Origin of the sequence: Sneathiella sedimenti (assembly GCF_017313765.1) — a bacterium.
GTDB lineage: Bacteria > Pseudomonadota > Alphaproteobacteria > Sneathiellales > Sneathiellaceae > Sneathiella > Sneathiella sedimenti.
Genome location: NZ_JAFLNC010000001.1, coordinates 553,866 through 572,378, shown reverse-complemented (window position 1 = coordinate 572,378; position 18,513 = coordinate 553,866). Strand labels below are relative to the sequence as shown.

13 protein-coding genes and 1 tRNA gene are annotated in these 18,513 nt (G+C 52.7%); 7 read left to right on the top strand and 7 right to left on the bottom strand.

The annotated features are described in order from the left end of the window. Positions 1-22: 22 nt before the first annotated feature. Together J0X12_RS02795 and J0X12_RS02790 are read right to left on the bottom strand one after the other, a co-directional pair. On the bottom strand, positions 23-2,182 hold the full coding sequence (locus J0X12_RS02795) for an FAD-dependent oxidoreductase (RefSeq protein ID WP_207041945.1): 2,160 nt from the start codon (positions 2,180-2,182) through the stop codon (positions 23-25). Between the two features lie 331 nt (positions 2,183-2,513). Beyond that, positions 2,514-2,600: transfer RNA gene (locus J0X12_RS02790), tRNA-Leu, on the bottom strand. A gap of 178 nt (positions 2,601-2,778) precedes the next feature. Here J0X12_RS02790 and J0X12_RS02785 point away from each other — a divergent pair. The 7 genes from J0X12_RS02785 (at position 2,779) to J0X12_RS02755 (ending at position 12,907) form a co-directional block, all read left to right on the top strand. Continuing rightward, positions 2,779-3,717 carry a complex I NDUFA9 subunit family protein gene (locus J0X12_RS02785; protein ID WP_207041935.1) on the top strand — a complete coding sequence of 313 codons (939 nt, stop codon included), beginning with the start codon at positions 2,779-2,781 and terminating at the stop codon, positions 3,715-3,717. 312 nt (positions 3,718-4,029) lie between these two features. Beyond that, positions 4,030-5,472, top strand: coding sequence for an NAD(P)-dependent oxidoreductase (locus J0X12_RS02780; protein ID WP_237687933.1), 1,443 nt, complete (start codon positions 4,030-4,032; stop codon positions 5,470-5,472). A gap of 17 nt (positions 5,473-5,489) precedes the next feature. Beyond that, a complete protein-coding gene (gene gltB, locus J0X12_RS02775) occupies positions 5,490-10,052 on the top strand; it encodes a glutamate synthase large subunit (RefSeq protein ID WP_207041933.1) in 4,563 nt (1,520 codons plus the stop codon). Positions 10,053-10,256: 204 nt separating this feature from the next. Beyond that, the gene (locus J0X12_RS02770; RefSeq protein WP_207041931.1) at positions 10,257-10,529 is read left to right on the top strand and encodes a hypothetical protein; all 273 of its coding nucleotides are present in this window, start codon (positions 10,257-10,259) and stop codon (positions 10,527-10,529) included. Between the two features lie 87 nt (positions 10,530-10,616). Then, the gene (gene fzlA / locus J0X12_RS02765) at positions 10,617-11,285 is read left to right on the top strand and encodes an FtsZ-binding protein FzlA (protein ID WP_207041929.1); all 669 of its coding nucleotides are present in this window, start codon (positions 10,617-10,619) and stop codon (positions 11,283-11,285) included. After that, on the top strand, positions 11,266-12,432 hold the full coding sequence (gene queG / locus J0X12_RS02760; protein WP_207041927.1) for a tRNA epoxyqueuosine(34) reductase QueG: 1,167 nt from the start codon (positions 11,266-11,268) through the stop codon (positions 12,430-12,432). Before fzlA ends, queG begins: the two co-directional genes overlap by 20 nt. Further along, the gene (locus J0X12_RS02755) at positions 12,419-12,907 is read left to right on the top strand and encodes a class I SAM-dependent methyltransferase (protein WP_207041925.1); all 489 of its coding nucleotides are present in this window, start codon (positions 12,419-12,421) and stop codon (positions 12,905-12,907) included. The genes queG and J0X12_RS02755 overlap by 14 nt, the downstream gene beginning before the upstream one ends. A gap of 6 nt (positions 12,908-12,913) precedes the next feature. On the opposite strand, the gene J0X12_RS02750 is transcribed toward J0X12_RS02755, so the two are convergent. The 5 genes from J0X12_RS02750 to J0X12_RS02730 all read right to left on the bottom strand — a co-directional run bounded on the left by J0X12_RS02750 (position 12,914) and on the right by J0X12_RS02730 (position 18,502). Further along, complete coding sequence (locus tag J0X12_RS02750) at positions 12,914-13,711, bottom strand: SDR family NAD(P)-dependent oxidoreductase (protein WP_207041923.1); 798 nt, start codon at positions 13,709-13,711, stop codon at positions 12,914-12,916. Between the two features lie 220 nt (positions 13,712-13,931). Then, a complete protein-coding gene (gene xth / locus J0X12_RS02745; RefSeq protein ID WP_353890932.1) occupies positions 13,932-14,729 on the bottom strand; it encodes an exodeoxyribonuclease III in 798 nt (265 codons plus the stop codon). Between the two features lie 29 nt (positions 14,730-14,758). Further along, positions 14,759-15,352: a hypothetical protein gene (locus J0X12_RS02740; RefSeq protein ID WP_207041919.1), complete on the bottom strand. Its 594-nt coding sequence runs from the start codon at positions 15,350-15,352 to the stop codon at positions 14,759-14,761. Between the two features lie 63 nt (positions 15,353-15,415). Then, positions 15,416-15,982 (bottom strand): LolA family protein, encoded by a 567-nt coding sequence (locus J0X12_RS02735; protein WP_207041917.1) that lies wholly within the window; start codon positions 15,980-15,982, stop codon positions 15,416-15,418. 141 nt (positions 15,983-16,123) lie between these two features. Further along, on the bottom strand, positions 16,124-18,502 hold the full coding sequence (locus J0X12_RS02730; protein ID WP_420497038.1) for a DNA translocase FtsK: 2,379 nt from the start codon (positions 18,500-18,502) through the stop codon (positions 16,124-16,126). Positions 18,503-18,513: the final 11 nt, after the last annotated feature.

Here is an 18,513-nt window from a genome sequence, read left to right as displayed (position 1 = left end):
GGGATTCGGCTGTTAAAATTCTTTATTCAACTTTATGGGTCGCGGGATCAAAGTTCGGATCGTATTCAGGGTAATCCCTCTCGAAATTGAAATCCTCTGTAAGAATATTGATTCCGTTATGGAGGAAAATGCGCAAAACAGAGTCTATCGCTGTTCGGAATGCCGGTTCGACCCAGCCGGCATCGACGTGATATCCTTCGCCGGCGAAGTAAAGCTTTGATTTCTTGCTGTATAGCTGGTTATACATCATCGGTACCTGGGTATTTTTCCAGGTCCGCTGATCGTAAAGCCGTGCCGCGCCTTTATAGTTCTTTTGCAATTCCCAATGGTGGACCCAGCCTTTGTAATTGATATTGCCAAACTGGTCCTTGGTAAATTTGACATAACGGGAAATATCGTATGAACCCATATTCTTGCAGTTCTTCAGCATCCGGTCCGCTTCTTTGACTGCGAGGTTGATCAGTTCCTGATCTTCGTAACCAACGAGCTTTGTCGCGTCGCGCCACCAGGTGTAACTCAGTAGCAGGATGCCCGTTTGTTTACCTTTGGTGCCCTTATTTATTCTGACCCCGTATGTGTCGCGGATAAAGGTTTCACTCTCTATAATTTGCGGGATCGGACATTCGGGATCCTCCCAATAGGGTGTTATCAGTTCAACAAAGACCTTCACACAGGGTTCCCAATGCGCCTGGGCCAGATAGGCCTGCAAATCATACGGCCATTCGTCTTTAGGGTTGAAACCACTTACTTCGATTTCTGTTCCGAACTGGTGGGTCGGGACAGTAACAATGACGGCATCATATTCTTGGGATGCAAAATCGAAGTTAAAAGATTTGTCGACGCCATATTTTACATGCAGCTTAACCTTTCCGTTTTCCAATTTCTCGATCTTGGAGACCGGGCTATCAAAGAACAGGCGCAACCCGTCAGCTTTCGGCTCTTTTGAGATCATCCCTTTGACGTGGTTTCCATAAAGCGCGGGTGTATTACTTTGACCGCCTATTTCCCCGAAGAGGAGGCAATCTGTAATAGTTGATGTTCCAAGATATTTTGGTGTCGCAATTTGTCCTCCAAGGCTATCGAACGTATGGTTATTCTGCCCTGGTCCTCGCAGGCGGTTTCCATTCTCGTCAAACAGTCCTTCGATCACTTGCAGGTCTGTTCCAAATCCGTGAATAAATGTCCTGTAAACATATAAGAAACTGAGATTAAAGAAGGACCCCCAACCGCCATCACCAGCGCCGATTACGTAAAATATCCGGGCCTCTTCTTCCGTCATTCCAAGACCACCGAAATTGCCTTTTTGATGTTCTTCGTCGTCGTCAATCACCGGCAAAAGAACAACATCCCGGAATGTTTTATCGTAGTAGTTAGTGACAATTTTTTTCCAGAAATCAGGCCAACCTGGCGTTGGGTAGGCTTTGCGGACATATTTTTTTACTTTATTCCCCCAGTCGTCCCACTTCTTTTTAACGTTTCGCAACTTCTCGTTTGGAGGGTCATTCTGATCCCCATGCCAGATAAGCATCGTCCCCTTCCCGCGTTGGTTAGTTTCCCTATGGTCTTCCTGAAACCTTTCTTCCTCTTCGTCGTTATCAGTCTTGATATCTGGTTCAAGCGATCCCTCGTTATAGTAAATTCCGGTTTTCGCAATTTTTGATCCGGGATTGGGAAATTCGCCAGTCGAGATTTGAAACTTGTTCAAGTAGTATGACAAAATAGAGCAGCCGCCACGGATTTCAGCGCGTCTTTGCTCTGGATTTGGGTTTTCTCTTTTTGCCCGCTCGTCAATAAACGGCGGCATTCTCATTGCCCCCGCATCCATCGCGGAGTACTGCTCTTCGCCATTATCAGGATCAAGCGTTTTGGTCCAGAACCGCCCGCCATACCGGTTGCTTGCCTCATATAAATGAATATTCTTGAGCCCGCTCCGCGCCAGTTCATGGGCAGCAGTCAACCCGGCAGGTCCGGCGCCGATAATCGCGACTTTAATGGGGGACTTGCTGGCGTTACCTATTCCATTTTCTGAATTGTCGAGCAGTTTCCTGTAGTTGAAATTCCGGTCGGCTGGCCCGGGATAGGTGGCGCACCATGGCTTGCTGGTCGAGCGGACGGTCGCAATCATTAGGCCGCTTTCTGCACTTTCACTCGAATCACTTACGTCTAGTTTTTTCTCCGACATTTATGTATTTCCTTTCTAATATTGAGCCAAATACATTAATAACCTCTAGTTATTTGGCGTATCGACTAATAAACGATTGGAAATAGAGGATGTGATTATTTAGTTTTTCTATCTTTAATACTGATAGTCAGGTAAGTTGTAACCATTTATACAGGCATAGGGCAATTGGAATGGGGTGGGCGCATTGGCATAATTGTGCGCCGGAATGGAGAAGCAAGGCCAACTAAATGGCGCCGTGGTGCGGAAAATCGGCTATTCCGACCTGGTCGGAACCCACGCGTAATGGATTAACAGGAAAATCCTGCCGAATTTCTAGTTAGTAAAAGGGGGATGGTGCCCAGGAGAAGACTCGAACTTCCACTTCCATACAGAAACTAGCACCTGAAGCTAGCGCGTCTACCAATTCCGCCACCTGGGCAACTTATCGACGCCTCTGATATAAAGCGCTTGGCCATATGTCAACAAACTTCGTCAAAAGAATTGAAGAATTTTACCGTTTGCTCTTGGCGTTGCCGATCTAAGCGGGTAGATATTGGCATCAACAGAGATACATTGGGCACGATATTAAGGTCGCCCGTGAGCAGAGGAATTAAGGAATGTCGGGTCATTTGATTACCATTTTTGGAGGTTCCGGTTTCATAGGTCGGCACCTGGTCGGCCGTCTGGCGTCGAAAGGGTACCAAATTCGCCTCGCGGTCCGCGATCCTGAAAGCGCAGCTCAATTAATGACGCAGGGCGTTGTTGGCCAGATTGCCGGCGTCAAGACGAATGTCCGGGATCAGCAATCCGTGGAGCGGGCCGTTGCGGGCGCCGAAATAGTCATCAATCTCGTTGGCATTCTCTATGAGAAAGGCGCGCAGAACTTCGGTCGCCTGCATGTGGACGCGGCGGAACGGATCGCTGCGGCGGCAAAATCGGCCGGCGCGAAACAGCTCATTCATATGTCCGCCCTCGGTGCGGAAAAGAATCATGAATCGGCCTATGCCCGCAGTAAGGCCGTCGGCGAAGAGCTGGCGGCTAAAGAGTTTCCGGGGGCGACAATTCTCCGCCCGTCCGTCGTGTTTGGTCTCGACGATGATTTCTTCAACCGGTTTGCCAGCATTTTGTCCCTGGCACCGGTCTTTCCGCTGGCCGATGGCGGCAAGATGAAGATGCAGCCAATCTGGGTGGAGGATCTGGCAGACGCGATTGTCCGGATTATTGAAACACCCGCGCAGCAGGGAAAAACCTGGGAACTGACAGGGCCGGATGTATACAGCTTCAAGGAACTCTTGGAAAAAGTTCTCACCTTTACAGGGCGCAAGTGTGTGTTGATGCCCGTACCCTCTGGCGCAATGTCCATCATGGCTTGCGTTATGGTATTGGCGCCGGGGCGGCCCCAATTGACACCGGACCAAGTCAAACTTTTAAAGCATGACAATGTGGCGAGCGGGGAATTTCCGAATCTTCAGGATCTTGGAATTCAGCCGGCTACAGTCGATGCGGTGGTACCAGAATACCTGCGCCGCTACCGCCGAGGTGGTGCACCACTTTAACCCGCTACGCAAAGGTCCGAAACGGAACTAAATTTTTTACCCCAACGGAAATTTCCGGGCCGGGGCAGCAAAAAACCGCAAAAATCGACAAAATATAGGTCAGTATAGATGACTTATATGTCATTTTTTGCTGGCCATTCTCTGACAATTGAGTTATTCAAAATCAGAATTTGCGTGTTTGTGGTGATTTAAGCCTTCGGTGCGAAGGCCTCAAAAGATCGGTCTCCCTACTCGCGGTTGGATTTGTAACGTGAACAATGCTGTTGTTATTTGCCCGCGCCTCAAGACTGAGGTCCGGAACGGGAAAGCCTGATGACTGAAAAAATGCTGAAATTCGTTTCATTGGAAAAGAAAATGCCGGCAAAGCGCTCTGCGGAAAAGCGTCGCCAGGATTTCGGTGAGATTTATGATGAGTTTGATAGTGATCGGGCTACGGAACAGGCAAGCCGGTGTTCACAGTGCGGTATCCCCTATTGTCAGGTTCATTGCCCGGTCCAGAATAATATTCCTGACTGGCTCATGATGACGGCGGCAGGCCGACTGGAAGAGGCTTATGAAGTCAGCCAGTCGACAAATAACTTTCCGGAGATTTGTGGTCGCATCTGCCCGCAGGACCGCCTTTGCGAAGGTTCATGTGTCATTGAAAAGGGTTTCGAATCTGTAACGATTGGCGCTGTCGAAAAATACATTACGGACACCGCATGGGAGAAGGGCTGGGTCAAGCCGAATAGTCCAAGCGTGGAACGCGAACAATCCATCGGAATCATCGGGGCGGGTCCGGGCGGTCTTGCGGCCGCGGATGAACTGCGTAAGAGAGGCTATCAGGTCCATGTCTATGACCGCTACGACCGTGTTGGCGGGTTGCTGATTTACGGAATTCCGAGCTTTAAGCTGGAAAAAGATGTCGTGGAAAAGCGTGCCAAGCTTCTGGCGGATGGCGGTGTTACCTACCACCTGAATTTTGAAGTTGGTCGCGACGCGACGCTTGCCGAACTCCGGGAGAAGCACGACGCTGTCATTATTGCGACCGGCGTCTATAAATCTCGGGACATTTCGGTGCCGGGGAGCGGCCTCGGGGGTATTGTGCCGGCGCTTGAATATTTAACAGCGTCCAATCGGAAAGGTCTTGGCGATGAAGTCCCGGCATTTGAGGACGGGACCCTGAATGCGTCAGGAAAGAATGTCGTCGTCATCGGCGGCGGCGATACGGCCATGGACTGTGTCCGCACGGCGGTACGACAGGGGGCGAAGTCTGTAAAATGTCTCTATCGCCGCGATCGTAAAAATATGCCCGGATCGCTCCGTGAAGTATTAAATGCAGAAGAGGAAGGCGTCGAGTTTGTCTGGCTTTCCGCGCCGAAAGCGTTTCTTGGCGATGACAAGGTAAATGGCGTCAAGGCAATCAACATGCATTTGGGAATTGCGGATTCCACCGGCCGTCAGGTGCCGGTCGAAATTGACGGGTCGGAGCATGATATTCCTTGCGATCTGGCGATTAAGGCGCTCGGTTTCGATTCAGAAGATATTCCCCAGCTTTTTGATGAACCGGGCCTGGAAGTATCCAACTGGGGCACTGTATCGGTCAATTTCAAGACATCGATGACCAACCTTGAAGGGGTGTTCGCCATTGGCGACATTGTCCGGGGCGCGTCTCTGGTGGTCTGGGCCATTCGTGACGGGCGTGATGCCGCACAGTCTGTCCACCAGTTCTTGACCGAAAAGCAGATGAGTGAACAAACAGTGCTGGCTTCGTAATGGAGTGGGATGGAAAAATGAAAAAGCATATTGAAAATCAGCAAGGCGATCTCTCCATGGGCGAAGAATTTGTCAAATCCTGGACCGAGAATGCGGCTCATCTTCAGGCCAACGGGATGTATGACCCGGCTGAGGAAAAAGATAACTGCGGCGTTGGCCTTGTTGCCGCGATCGACGGCAAGCCGTCGCGCGCTGTTGTTGAGGCCGGAATCGATGCCCTGAAGGCAGTCTGGCACCGCGGCGCCGTGGATGCTGACGGGAAGACGGGTGACGGTTGCGGAATTCATGTGCAGATTCCGCAGGACTTCTTCAAAGAACATATCATGCGTACGGGGCATGAACCCATCGATGGCAAACTGGCCGTCGGGATGGTGTTCCTGCCGAAAACGAATTTCGAGGCTCAGGAGACCTGCCGAACAATTGTTGAAAGCGAAATTCTCGCCTTTGGCTATTACATTTATGGTTGGCGGCAGGTGCCGGTGGACGCGAGCATTATTGGTGAAAAAGCCAATGCGACCCGCCCCGAGATCGAGCAGATCATGATTGCCAATACAAGAGGCGTCGATGATGACGAGTTCGAGCGCGATCTCTATATCATTCGTCGCCGGATTGAGAAGAAAGTACTGGCGGCCCATATCAGCGGATTCTACATCTGTACCCTGTCCTGCCGCTCGATCATCTACAAGGGAATGTTCCTGGCCGAGCAGCTGTCGAGCTTTTATCCTGATCTTCTAGATGACAGGTTTGTATCGACATTCGCGATTTATCATCAACGCTACTCAACCAATACATTCCCGACATGGAATCTGGCTCAGCCCTTCCGGATGCTGGCCCACAATGGCGAGATCAACACAATTCGTGGCAACATCAACTGGATGAAAAGCCATGAAATTCGGATGGTTTCCAATACCTTTGGGGACAAGTCAGATGACGTAAAGCCAATTGTCCAGGCAGGAAGTTCTGACAGTGCGGCCCTAGATGCGGTGTTTGAGGTGCTGGTTCGCGCCGGGCGCAGTGCGCCGATGGCAAAAACGCTCCTGATCCCGGAGAGTTGGGGCAACAAGGAAAATATGCCGGCAAAGCATAAGGCCCTGTATGCCTATTGCAACTCGGTGATGGAGCCTTGGGACGGGCCAGCCGCTATTTGCGCAACGGATGGGCGCTGGGTCATCGCCGGGATGGACCGCAATGGACTACGGCCACTTCGCTACACGATCACCGGTGACAACTTGCTGCTGGTGGGATCGGAGACGGGAATGGTGCCTGTCAATGAATCCAAGATTACGCGCAAGGGCCGTGTTGGGCCGGGCGAGATGATTGGTGTTGACCTGAAGAAGGGCCGTTTCTATTTCAATCGCGAACTGAAGGACAAGATGGCCAATGCCCAGCCCTTTGAAAAGTGGATTGAGAACACGGTCGATCTTGGTAGCAAGATTGAAGGGTCCGAAGAAACACGTCGTTTCGACCGTCAAGAGCTGCGTAAACGGCAACTGTGTTCCGGCTGGTCGTTGGAAGACCTGGAACTAATTGTCCAGCCAATGGTCGAGGACGGAAAAGAGGCTGTTGGCTCGATGGGCGATGATACACCGCTTGCCGTTCTGTCGAAGCAGTATCGTGGCCTGCATCATTATTTCCGGCAGCGGTTCAGCCAGGTGACAAATCCTCCCATTGACAGTTTGCGCGAACGCCGCGTCATGACCTTGAAAACCCGGCTGGGCAACCTGAATAATATTCTGGATGAGGACAAGAGCCAGGCGGAAATCCTGTCCCTGGAATCACCTGTACTGACAAATGGCGAGTTTGACGCCATGCAGAAATATATGGGTGATGCTGCGCAGGAGATCGATTGCACGTTCGATGTCACGGATGGTCCGGAAGCCCTATCCAAAGCCTTGCGGCATATCCGGGCTGAGGCTGAAAACGCCGTCCGGGGTGGTTGCGCCCATCTGATCCTCAGTGATATGAATTCAAGCGCCGACCGTGCGCCCATTCCATCTATTTTGGCGGCGGCAGGGGTTCACACGCATCTTGTGAACGAGGGGCTGCGGACCTTTACCTCCATAAATATTCGATCAGGTGAATGTCTGGATGTCCAGTATTTTGCCGTTCTCATTGGTGTCGGAGCGACGACGGTCAACGCCTATTTGTTGCAGGAAGCGATTCTGGATCGTCATGAACGGGGTCTTTTCCCGGGCCATGATATCCGGAGTTGTCTTGCACGGGCGAAAGAGGCTGTCGATCAGGGCCTGCTGAAAGTCATGTCCAAAATGGGCATTTCTGTAATCAGCTCCTACCGTGGGGGCTACAACTTCGAGGCTGTTGGCCTGTCGCGCGCGCTCGTGGCAGAATTTTTCCCGGGCATGCCGTCACGGATTTCCGGAATTGGCCTTCCCGGAATTCAGCACAAAATTCTCGAACAGCATGAAAAAGCCTATCGAGAGGATGTGATCAGCCTGCCTGTTGGAGGACTGTATCGCTACAGGGCATCCGGTGAGGTGCATTCTTTCGATGGAGAGTTGGTCCATCTGCTGCAGTCGGCAGTCGAAAAGGATAGCTATTCGCTTTACAAAAAATATAGCGAGGGAATGCGGAAGATGGCGCCGGTAAATCTGCGCGATTTGCTGGACTTCAAGTCACCCCGCAAACCGATCCCAATTGATGAAGTTGAGAGCATTACGGAAATTCGCAAGCGGTTTGTTACCGGAGCGATGAGCCTTGGTGCGCTCAGCAAGGAGGCGCATGAGACGCTTGCCATCGCCATGAACCGGATTGGCGGCAAGTCCGATAGCGGTGAAGGCGGAGAAGACGTGAGCCGGTTCAAGCCACGTCCCAACGGGGACAACGCCAACTCCGCGATCAAGCAGATTGCCTCCGGACGGTTCGGTGTGACAGCAGAATATCTCAGTAATTGTGAAGAGATTGAGATTAAAATCGCACAAGGCGCCAAGCCCGGTGAAGGCGGACAGCTTCCCGGTTTCAAGGTGTCGGAGATGATTGCGAAACTACGTAATTCAACACCGGGCGTGACCCTGATTTCGCCGCCGCCGCATCATGATATCTATTCCATTGAAGATCTGGCGCAGCTCATTTACGACCTGAAGCAGATCAACCCGGAGGCGCGTGTCTGCGTCAAGCTGGTTGCAGAAGCGGGCATCGGAACGGTTGCGGCGGGTGTTGCCAAGGCAAAAGCGGATGTCATTATGATTTCCGGTAACTCGGGCGGAACCGGCGCAAGCCCGCAGACATCGCTTAAATATGCGGGCGTTCCCTGGGAAATGGGCCTGCCGGAAGTCAACCAGGTACTGACTTTGAACAAGCTCCGCCATGGGGTGTTGCTCCGGGTCGATGGTGGGATGAAGACCGGCCGTGATATCGTTATCAGCGCCATGATGGGGGGCGAAGAGTATGGCCTTGGGACAGGCGCACTGGTTGCGCTTGGCTGTATTCTCGTGCGGCAATGTCATTCCAATACCTGCCCAGTCGGTATCTGTACGCAGGATGAGGAATTGCGTAAAAAGTATGAGGGAAATGCGGATAAGGTCGTTAATCTCTTCAGTTTCCTCGCCGAAGAGGTGCGTGAGATTCTGGCGCAGCTCGGTTATCGCTCCTTGCAAGAAATCGTTGGGCGTAGCAGCCTGCTCTCCCAGGTCAGCCGTGGTTCGGCGCATCTGGATGACCTCGATCTGAATCCATTGCTCGCGGAGGCGGATGCCGGGAACAACCCCAGATATTGTATCAATGAGGGGCCGGTTCCCGTTCCTGAAACATTGGATGCGCAGATGATTATGGATGCCGCAAGCGTTTTCACAAAAGGTGGAGAGAAAAAGCAGCTTGCCTACAGCATCCGCAATACGCACCGGGCCATCGGAACCAAGCTCTCCTCGCGTATTGTACGGACTTTCGGCATGACCGGCCTTGAACCCGGCCATATCACTGTTCGGCTACGCGGTTCTGCGGGGCAGTCTCTTGGGGCATTCGCGGTTCAGGGCTTGAAACTGGAAGTACTGGGAGACGCCAACGATTACTGCGGCAAGGGGCTTTCTGGCGGAACGATCGTCGTTCGCCCGGTTACCTCAAGCCCTCTGAAATGGAACGAAAATGCCATTATCGGTAATACGGTTCTCTATGGCGCGACTTCCGGCGCACTTTATGCCGCTGGTCAGGCCGGCGAGCGGTTCGCAGTCCGAAATTCCGGGGCGGTCACCGTGGTTGAAGGGTGCGGAACCAATGGCTGCGAATATATGACCGGCGGTACGGTGGTTATTCTTGGCGCTGTTGGAGATAACTTCGGCGCCGGTATGACCGGGGGCATGGCCTTCGTCTATGATGTTGACGACCTGTTACCAGTTCACATTAACGAGGAGTCTGTTGTTTATCAGCGGCTCGCATCCAGCTATTGGGAGGGCGTGCTGAAGGAGATGATTGCGGATCATGCGGAAAACACGCATTCCAAGTTCGCTCAGGCACTGCTCGCCGATTGGGGATGGGAGCGGGATCGCTTTTACCAGATCTGCCCCAAGGAAATGATGAACAAACTTGAGCATCCGCTATCTGATGAGGTTGCCCAGCAGAGAGCCTGAGGGCGGCATTGCCACATTAAAAAAGCCGGGATCAGATCGTCCCGGCTTTTTTAATGGGTAGAATTTTCCCAATATCAGGCAGAAATTCCTTTTTATCTGAATATTCTTGGTCATAGCTGACGGTCACAGCCGTATTTCCTTGGCACGGTGCTTGCTTACTTAAAAACGGAAACAACTGTAAACATTCTGACAGGCGAACCGAGTATGGAAAATATGACAACCATTGATGCGGGTGATCCCGGCAACTTCTCCCTGAAACACGCGGACCCGATTATCAGCACAGAAGACGTCAAATGGGTGGCACGACGATTTATTCTGATCTATGGAGAAGATGCGCCGGAAATGGCCCTCAGACAGGTAGCCCGTCTTGATCAGCGTGGGAAAATCCGCGTTGCGGAAATGTTTGAACGAATTCGTTGCGAATGCGCGCGGCTGTTGAAGCGAAGTGATAGCCTCAGGATTTACCCGGTTAATTGATTGGTGCACCCTGCTGTTGCGATATTTTTCGTAAAATCCTCCAATCACCCTATTCTACATTCCTTCCGCATGGGGTAATGTCCCCCCATGCGTACACTTTATCATTTTTGGATAACTCCGGCCTGCCGCAAGGTGCGCCTCGCCCTAGCTGAAAAAGGGCTTCAATTCGACCTTAAAATCGAAAAACCGTGGGAGAGAAGACACGGCTTCCTTGCCCGTAACCCCGCTGGCGAAGTCCCCGTCCTTGTCGATGAGAATGAGATCACCTTGGCTGATAGCCAGGCGATTTGTGAGTATCTGGAAGAAACCTACGAAGACATCCGGCTTCTCCCCGAAGACAAAATTGCCCGTGCGGAGACAAGACGACTGGTGGGTTGGTTCGACCGGAAGTTCTTTATCGAGGTGACAGATAATCTCGTTGAAGAAAAGATCATGAAACGGCTGACAAAATCGGGGACGCCGAATACGGCAGCGATCCGCGCCGGCCATCACAATATTCACTACCATCTTGAATATATTACCTATCTGGTGGAACGGCGGTCCTGGCTGGCAGGGGATGACTTCAGCCTGGCCGATATAGCCGCTGCTGCCCAGCTTTCCAGTGTGGACTATCTTGGCGATGTTCCGTGGGAGCAGCATCCCGCGGCCAAGATATGGTACGCAAGGGCGAAGTCACGGCCGAGTTTTCGCGCTATCCTGGCAGACAATCTGCCGGGCATGCCAGCACCTCCCCATTATGCCGACCTCGACTTCTAATCCCTCCCAAGGCTCTGTCAACAGGGCTGAATTGCGCGCGGCTGCGCTGGCTGAAGGATTTGACACGGTCGGTTTTGCGCCAGCGGAGTTTGGCGCGCAGCCCGGAAAATATCTTGAAGACTTTATCGCGGCCGGGCGGTACGGCGATATGGACTGGATTGTCGAGAAAGCGGCACGCCGCCAGCATCCCCAGGCGCTTTGGCCGGACGCAAAATCAGTCATCATGCTTGGGCTCAATTATGGCCCTGAAATCGATCCTCTTGCCTATTTAGAAGAGAGCGATCGAGGTGTCATTTCGGTTTATGCGCAGGGCCGGGATTATCATGATGTCGTGAAGAAAAAACTCAAGCGGCTTGCCCGAGGGATTGTCCGGGATTACGGCGGTGACGTAAAGGTCTTTGTAGATACCGCACCGGTGATGGAGAAGCCGCTCGCCGCGAAAGCGGGCCTCGGATGGCAGGGCAAGCACACCAACCTGTTAAGTCGGGAATTTGGCTCATGGCTGTTCCTAGGGTGCATATTCACGACCCACGAAATAGCCCCCGATGTGGCGGTGGAGGGCAGTTGCGGTTCTTGTACGGCCTGTCTCGATATCTGCCCGACCAACGCATTTCCCGCGCCGTATCAACTCGACGCAAGGCGCTGTATCTCCTATCTCACGATTGAGACGAAAGCGCATATTGAGCGAGAGATGAGACCGCTAATCGGCAACCGGATTTACGGATGTGATGATTGTCTGGCGGTGTGCCCCTGGAACAAATATGCGAAGAGGGCAAGCGAGTTAAAACTTCATCCACGCCCTGAACTGATCGCCCCTTTGCTGGCCGATCTTGTAAAGCTGGACGATACGGCATTTCGCACGCTTTTTTCGGGATCGCCGGTCAAAAGGCTCGGGCGAAACCGCTTCGTGCGCAATGTCCTGATTGCAATCGGTAACAGCGGGCGACCTGAGTTTCTGGACGCTGTTACCTCGCTTTTAACGGATGAATCACCAATAGTGCGTGTTGCCGCGGTGTGGGCATTGGGTCGTCTGGCCATTCCAGAGGTTTATAGCGAGACATTCGATAAACTGGTAGGTCAGGAAACAGATGCGGAAGTTCGGACAGAATGGACGCTAAGCAAAAGGAACAATAATGAGCAGGCTTGATAGTTTTATTCGGCGCGTCAGTGCGCAGCGCGATTGCCTCAATCACGCGGTGAGCCTAATTGAGAATATCCCGGGTAGTATGTTGGAGCTTGGCCTTGGAAATGGCCGCACTTTCGATCATCTGCGCAGCTTGATGCCGACACGGGACATCTATGTGTTTGACCGTCATGTGAAAGCGCATCCTGACTGTATTCCGGATCCTGAGCATATGATCGTCGGCGATTTTCTCGAAACCGTTCCTACTGCGCTTGAAAGGATGACGGAAAAAGCGGTTCTAGCCCATTGCGATATCGGCTCCGGTGACAAGGCGGCGAGTGTTTCGCTCGCCCATGCGCTGGGAAGAAGCCTTCCGAAGCTGCTATCCTACGGTGCGATCATTGTCAGTGATCAACCGTTTGACGTCAAAATCTGGCAATCCTGCCCGCTTCCGGACGGCGTGGCCGAGGGGCGCTATCACATCTATCGGCAAGTCTGACTGGCGCTATTGAGCTAAATAACCGCCATCCGCTACAAATTCCGCACCAGTCACGAATGCCGCTTCATCGGAAGCTAAATAAAGGATCATCGATGCGATTTCTTCGGGTTTGCCGAGGCGGCCAAGCGGATGCGATTTTTTCAATCTCGTTTCCTCCGCTTCACGTTCCGCATCGGCGATTTTATCGAACCGCCGCATGACCATTGGCGTTTCGATATATCCCGGGTGCACAGAATTGACACGCACATTGTAGCCTTTTTCCGCGCATTCGATGGCCGCCGCCTTCGTAAAGAGCCGCACGCCTCCCTTGCTGGCGGCATAGGCGGAAATGTTGGACATCCCTACGAATCCAAGTACGGATGAAATATTGACGATAGCGCCACCGCCTGTGTCCTTCATGCTGCCAACTGCAGCTTGCGTGCCGAGGAAGGTGCCGTCCAGATTGATGGATATTGTCTGGCGCCAAAAATCATAGCTCATATCAAGCAGGCCCTTGGCACGCCCAATTCCAGCAGAATTGACAAGAATATCCAGCTTTCCCCACCGGGTTGTAACGGTGTCTACGACGGTCAGCCAATCGTCCTGGTCTATCACGTCAAGGTTCTGATAAAAGGCCTCATGTCCCGCCTTCGTTAGCTCATCCACTAACTTTTTGCCCTTTTCGGCATCAATGTCGGTGAGTGCAACTTTTGCGCCTTCGCGGGCGAACCGTTCCGCCGTTGCTTTGCCAATTCCAGACGCTGCCCCTGTAATCAGAGCGATTTTCCCTTCCAAGCGGCCGCCATTTGATGACTCCATTGCCATTTTTCCCTCCCATTTTTATTATTATTCTCCGACTTTGCCGCAAGCCTTCGCCTTGAGCAAGTCCTAACCGTCGGGTGGATTTGGCGACAGGAAATGGATTCCGACCAGTGTAAAACCCGTCAACAGGTCTTTACTTGCGCTTACAGTCTGAATGCGCCACGGGGCAATTACACAGTCAATATTGAGAAAGCGGGATGACTAAATTATGCTGGTAAGATGTCTACCGTAAATTAGTAAAATCGACAATGACGGGTGCATGATCTGAGGGTTTCTCCCAATCACGGGCATCCAGGGTGATTTCCATTCTCTTCAGATGAGATTTGAGAGCAGGTGTTACCCAAACATGATCAAGCCGGCGACCCCGGTTGGACGCGCGCCAGTCACGGGCGCGATAGCTCCACCAGGAATAAAGCGGCTCCGGTTCCGGCACAAAGTGACGCATTGCGTCGATCCAGTCATGGGAATCATAAATTCGTGCCATATGCTCAACTTCTATCGGGGTATGGCTGACGACCTTCAAAAGCTGTTTATGGTTCCACACGTCAGTTTCCAACGGAGCGACGTTAAGATCTCCGACGAGAATGAGCTTATTGTCCTCTGTCCGGCGCTCTGTGAACCAGTTCGACATCTCCGTCATGAAGTCCAGCTTATGCGCAAATTTTTCGTTCAGCGTCACATCGGGAACATCGCCGCCCGCGGGCACGTAGAAATTATGCACCTCCACCCCGTTCTCCAGCGTGACGGCCAGATGGCGTTTGTCATCCTTGCCGCACCATTCCTTGGATTCCGACGGGACAAAAGGCAGTTTCGAGAATATAGCCACGCCATTGTAGCTCTTCTGGCCAGCAATGGCATGATGCACAAACCCCATTTTTGCAAATGCCTTGAGCGGAAATTCGTTGTCCGTCACCTTGGTTTCCTGAAGGCAGAGAATGTCGGGTTGGTGTTGTGCAACAAATTGTTCTACATGGGCAAGACGGGCACGGACAGAGTTGACGTTCCAGGTGGCAAGGCGCAAATCATTCATTATTGTTTTTCCGGGTCTACTTAGAAAATATTAAAACTGCTGCCTGTAATGGCAATCGGCCAATGCCCCTGTTCGAACAGCTTGTACTTCAGCGCGAAGGGATGGGTATCTTCCTCCCCAGCGGCAAGCACTAGCGCGGCCTGATGGCAACTTTGAACGGCGGAGCCAATGGCCGCACGGATTAGTTCCTGATCTTCAATTCTGGCGTCATCCGCCATCTCTTCCACTGCCTTGGAGATGATCTCTGACGCGGTCGCAGAGACCTGGGTGAGGGCAAGGTTCAGGTCCTCCTCACTCATAAGCTCGAGCGCCATCGTGGTTAACCCCATTCGAAGCTGTTCCTCAGCCTCCCACCATTCACTGTTGAATTCTGGATTGCTGGCGGCGTAGGCGGCATCTTCCCAGGTCTCCACCTCTGCAACGAAGGCGTCTGGAAACCCGAGCGTGTCCATATAGTCACGTGCGGTTGTCCGGGATTCTCGTGGTAAAGGCTCCCCTACATCCGCAAACCACGGGATAGAGGGGATGAGTTTGTTAAAGCGAACAACGGAAATCAGGGTTGGATAGTCTTCGATATCGGGCAGGTCTTCATCGAAATCGTCGTCATAATCCATATTGGTCTCTCGATTCATGATCATGGCGGAATATGTAACACGAATTTAAGTGTTGCTTCATGCTTATTCGTAATCGCTATCGAAGAAGGTGAATAGTTCCGCATTGAGCTTGATATTCTTTTCGACCTTACCGAGGCTAATACTCGTGACCTGACCCTGGGCATCGGTCACCAGCCACTGACGTAATTGCAGCGGGTTGTCGCTGAAAATCAGGACAATATTTCCTTCATCGGGATTATCCGTGTCAACAATGGTCAGGCGCAGGGTATTGGCATCATGCTGAACCTTGGTAACCGTGACATCACCGCTCAATTGGACATTTTCCTTCAGCAGGATATTCACCGGCGTAGCGGAAAGCGGAAGGCGAGTTGTCTCTTTCAACTCCTTGTCGTGAAATACGAGCCAGAGGCCATCCGCAACGACAAGAATTTGTGCCGGCGGCTTGTATTCAAATCGCATCCGGCCGGGCTTTCGCATATAAACCGCCCCTTCGGCAATGCCGCCTGCCGAGTCAATTTGCAGGAAATCCGCCTGCATGGTTTTTATGGTATCGAGATAGGCTTCCACACGCGCGATTTGCGCCCGATCTTCTGCATCAACTACAGCAACGGCAGGGGATGCCGCGGACATTACGAACAATATCGCAAAAAAGATTTGGGCCGTATTTCGTATAAATCGCATGTTGTCTCACTTCAGCTTTGATCTTGTCAGCGAGGATCGCTCCCCCTGATATGGGAAAGCCGCCTGCAAATGCAAAAAATTGATGCCTATTTACCGTTCCCGGTCATCAATGTCACGAGCCAGTACTTCCCGCTTGCCGACATGATTTGCCGCTCCGATCACGCCCTCTTTTTCCATCTGGTCAATAATGCGGGCGGCGCGGTTATATCCGATTTGCAGGTGCCGTTGCACGAAGCTGGTGGATGCCTTGCGTTCCCGGCAGACCAGCTCGACAGCGCGGTCATACAGCTCATCACCGGAACTACCACCGGCACCGCCGCTGCCAATGCCGTCGAAATCGCCCTGATCTTCCTCGGTGACTTCCTGTTTGTAGTCCGGCTCGCCTTGTGCTTTCAGGAAGTTGACGACCTGCTCGACTTCTTCATCCGATACAAACGGGCCATGAACACGTTGCACGCGGCCAGCGCCCGGCATATAGAGCATGTCGCCCTGCCCAAGAAGCTGTTCCGCTCCCTGTTCGCCAAGCACAGTTCGGCTGTCGATTTTGGATGTCACCTGGAAGCTGATGCGGGTCGGAAAGTTGGCCTTGATGGTACCGGTAATGACATCAACAGACGGACGCTGGGTTGCCATAATCACATGCAGCCCCGCGGCACGGGCCATCTGGGCGAGGCGTTGTACCGCCACCTCGATATCCTTGCCCGCGACCATCATCAGGTCCGCCATCTCATCGACGATAATTACGATCATCGGCAACGGCTCCGTATCGAGGTCGCGCTCTTCGAAAACGGGTTCGCCGGTGGCGGCGTCAAAGCCAGTCTGGACGGTACGTTTTAGGACCTCGCCTTTTTTCTGTGCTTCCCGAATACGCTGGTTGTAGCCATCGACGTTACGCACACCGAGCTCGGCCATTTTGCGGTAACGATTTTCCATCTCCTTGACCGCCCACTTAAGCGCAACAACGGCTTTGCCGGGCTCAGTAACCACAGGAGCCAGCAAATGGGGGATGCCGTCATAAACGGAGAGCTCCAGCATTTTCGGATCGATCATGATGAAGCGACATTCATCCGGTGAGAGCCGATAGAGTAGCGACAGGATCATGGTATTAACCGCGACGGATTTACCGGATCCCGTTGTACCGGCGATCAGCAAATGCGGCATCCGCGCGAGGTCAGCAACGACCAGATCGCCGCCGATATCCTTACCGAGCGCAAGGGTGAGTTTTGAATTCGTGCTCTCATAAGCGGCGGCAGAGAGGAGTTCGCGCAGGAACACGGTTTCCCGCCGCTGATTTGGGAGCTCAATCCCGATGGCGTTACGGCCGGGAATAACGGCGATACGGGTTGATATTGCGCTCATCGACCGGGCGATATCATCAGCAAGACCTATCACGCGGGAGCTCTTCAGGCCTGGCGCGGGTTCCAGCTCATAGAGGGTGACAACCGGTCCAGGGCGGACGCGGCTGATGTCTCCCTTGATACCATAGTCGTCGAGCACAGATTCAAGCAGGCGCGCATTCTTGGACAGGGCCTCCTCGCTGACCGGTTTGGATACAAGTTTAGTATCGGGAAGCGAGAGAAGGTCAAGCGGTGGTAGTTGGTATTCACCAGCCGGTCCCAGATCAAGCGCAGGCTGTTTTTCCGCCGCAACTCGTTTGCCAACGGCGGCTCCGGCCTTACGCTGTTCAATTTGTGGCTCGACAGCCTTGCGGATGACCGGGGCCTTCTCCTTTTTGATCCGCAACTTTTTCTTCTTCTTGACGGGCTTTTCCACATCAACAGGGTCGTCGTCCTCCTCTTCGTCGGAGTTACGACGGAAACGGAAGTCACGTAAATATCCCGGGGCGAGCAACAGCGTTTGCACAACGGCCTTAAACGACAGCCCAACAACCCGCCATTCCTGCGCAGAAACGCCAAAGGACACAAGTAGCAGAGCAAGCGCGATGACCGCCAATACAGGGCCAAGTATTACTGCTGGAATATCCAGGCCAATCTGCTGTCCTCCGACGATAATCGAGTTGAATATCACCTTGCCGACAATGCCGCCATAGCCGGCATTCAGTGGCCAGGAGTCCGCAACAGGCAATGCCGCCAATGTTGCCGAGGTAAAGGAGACCCCAAAGGGAAGCATCGCAAGATGCACCCAGCCCCAACGCAATCCCCGATGTGACATTACCCGCCACGACCAGGCAACCAGTCCAAGGATCAAGGCAATGGATCCGAAACCTATTGTCTGTAGGAGCAGGTCCGAGAGATGCGCGCCGCCCAGCCCCAGAAAATTGCTCGGAGGACTCGCGGTGGCATGATTAAAATTCGGATCATCCGGCGAATAGGAAACGAGGGACAGAACACAGATTAATGCCAGCAACAACAGCGCCAGCCCGCCCAGTTCAACTAGCCGCCGGTGAAGAAAATCTACGCTTCCACTCGGCAAAAGGGAAATCGATTTTGAGCCTTTTGATTTAAACATCATACGGGTAT

What these genes read in the sequence shown, in the direction of transcription:
- J0X12_RS02795 (WP_207041945.1), bottom strand. Translation starts at nt 2,182, where the DNA reads ATGTCGGAGAAAAAACTAGACGTAAGTGATTCGAGTGAAAGTGCAGAA.
- J0X12_RS02785 (WP_207041935.1), top strand. Translation starts at nt 2,779, where the DNA reads ATGTCGGGTCATTTGATTACCATTTTTGGAGGTTCCGGTTTCATAGGT.
- J0X12_RS02780 (WP_237687933.1), top strand. Translation starts at nt 4,030, where the DNA reads ATGACTGAAAAAATGCTGAAATTCGTTTCATTGGAAAAGAAAATGCCG.
- gltB (WP_207041933.1), top strand. Translation starts at nt 5,490, where the DNA reads ATGAAAAAGCATATTGAAAATCAGCAAGGCGATCTCTCCATGGGCGAA.
- J0X12_RS02770 (WP_207041931.1), top strand. Translation starts at nt 10,257, where the DNA reads ATGGAAAATATGACAACCATTGATGCGGGTGATCCCGGCAACTTCTCC.
- fzlA (WP_207041929.1), top strand. Translation starts at nt 10,617, where the DNA reads ATGCGTACACTTTATCATTTTTGGATAACTCCGGCCTGCCGCAAGGTG.
- queG (WP_207041927.1), top strand. Translation starts at nt 11,266, where the DNA reads ATGCCGACCTCGACTTCTAATCCCTCCCAAGGCTCTGTCAACAGGGCT.
- J0X12_RS02755 (WP_207041925.1), top strand. Translation starts at nt 12,419, where the DNA reads ATGAGCAGGCTTGATAGTTTTATTCGGCGCGTCAGTGCGCAGCGCGAT.
- J0X12_RS02750 (WP_207041923.1), bottom strand. Translation starts at nt 13,711, where the DNA reads ATGGCAATGGAGTCATCAAATGGCGGCCGCTTGGAAGGGAAAATCGCT.
- J0X12_RS02740 (WP_207041919.1), bottom strand. Translation starts at nt 15,352, where the DNA reads ATGGATTATGACGACGATTTCGATGAAGACCTGCCCGATATCGAAGAC.
- J0X12_RS02735 (WP_207041917.1), bottom strand. Translation starts at nt 15,982, where the DNA reads ATGTCCGCGGCATCCCCTGCCGTTGCTGTAGTTGATGCAGAAGATCGG.
- J0X12_RS02730 (WP_420497038.1), bottom strand. Translation starts at nt 18,502, where the DNA reads ATGTTTAAATCAAAAGGCTCAAAATCGATTTCCCTTTTGCCGAGTGGA.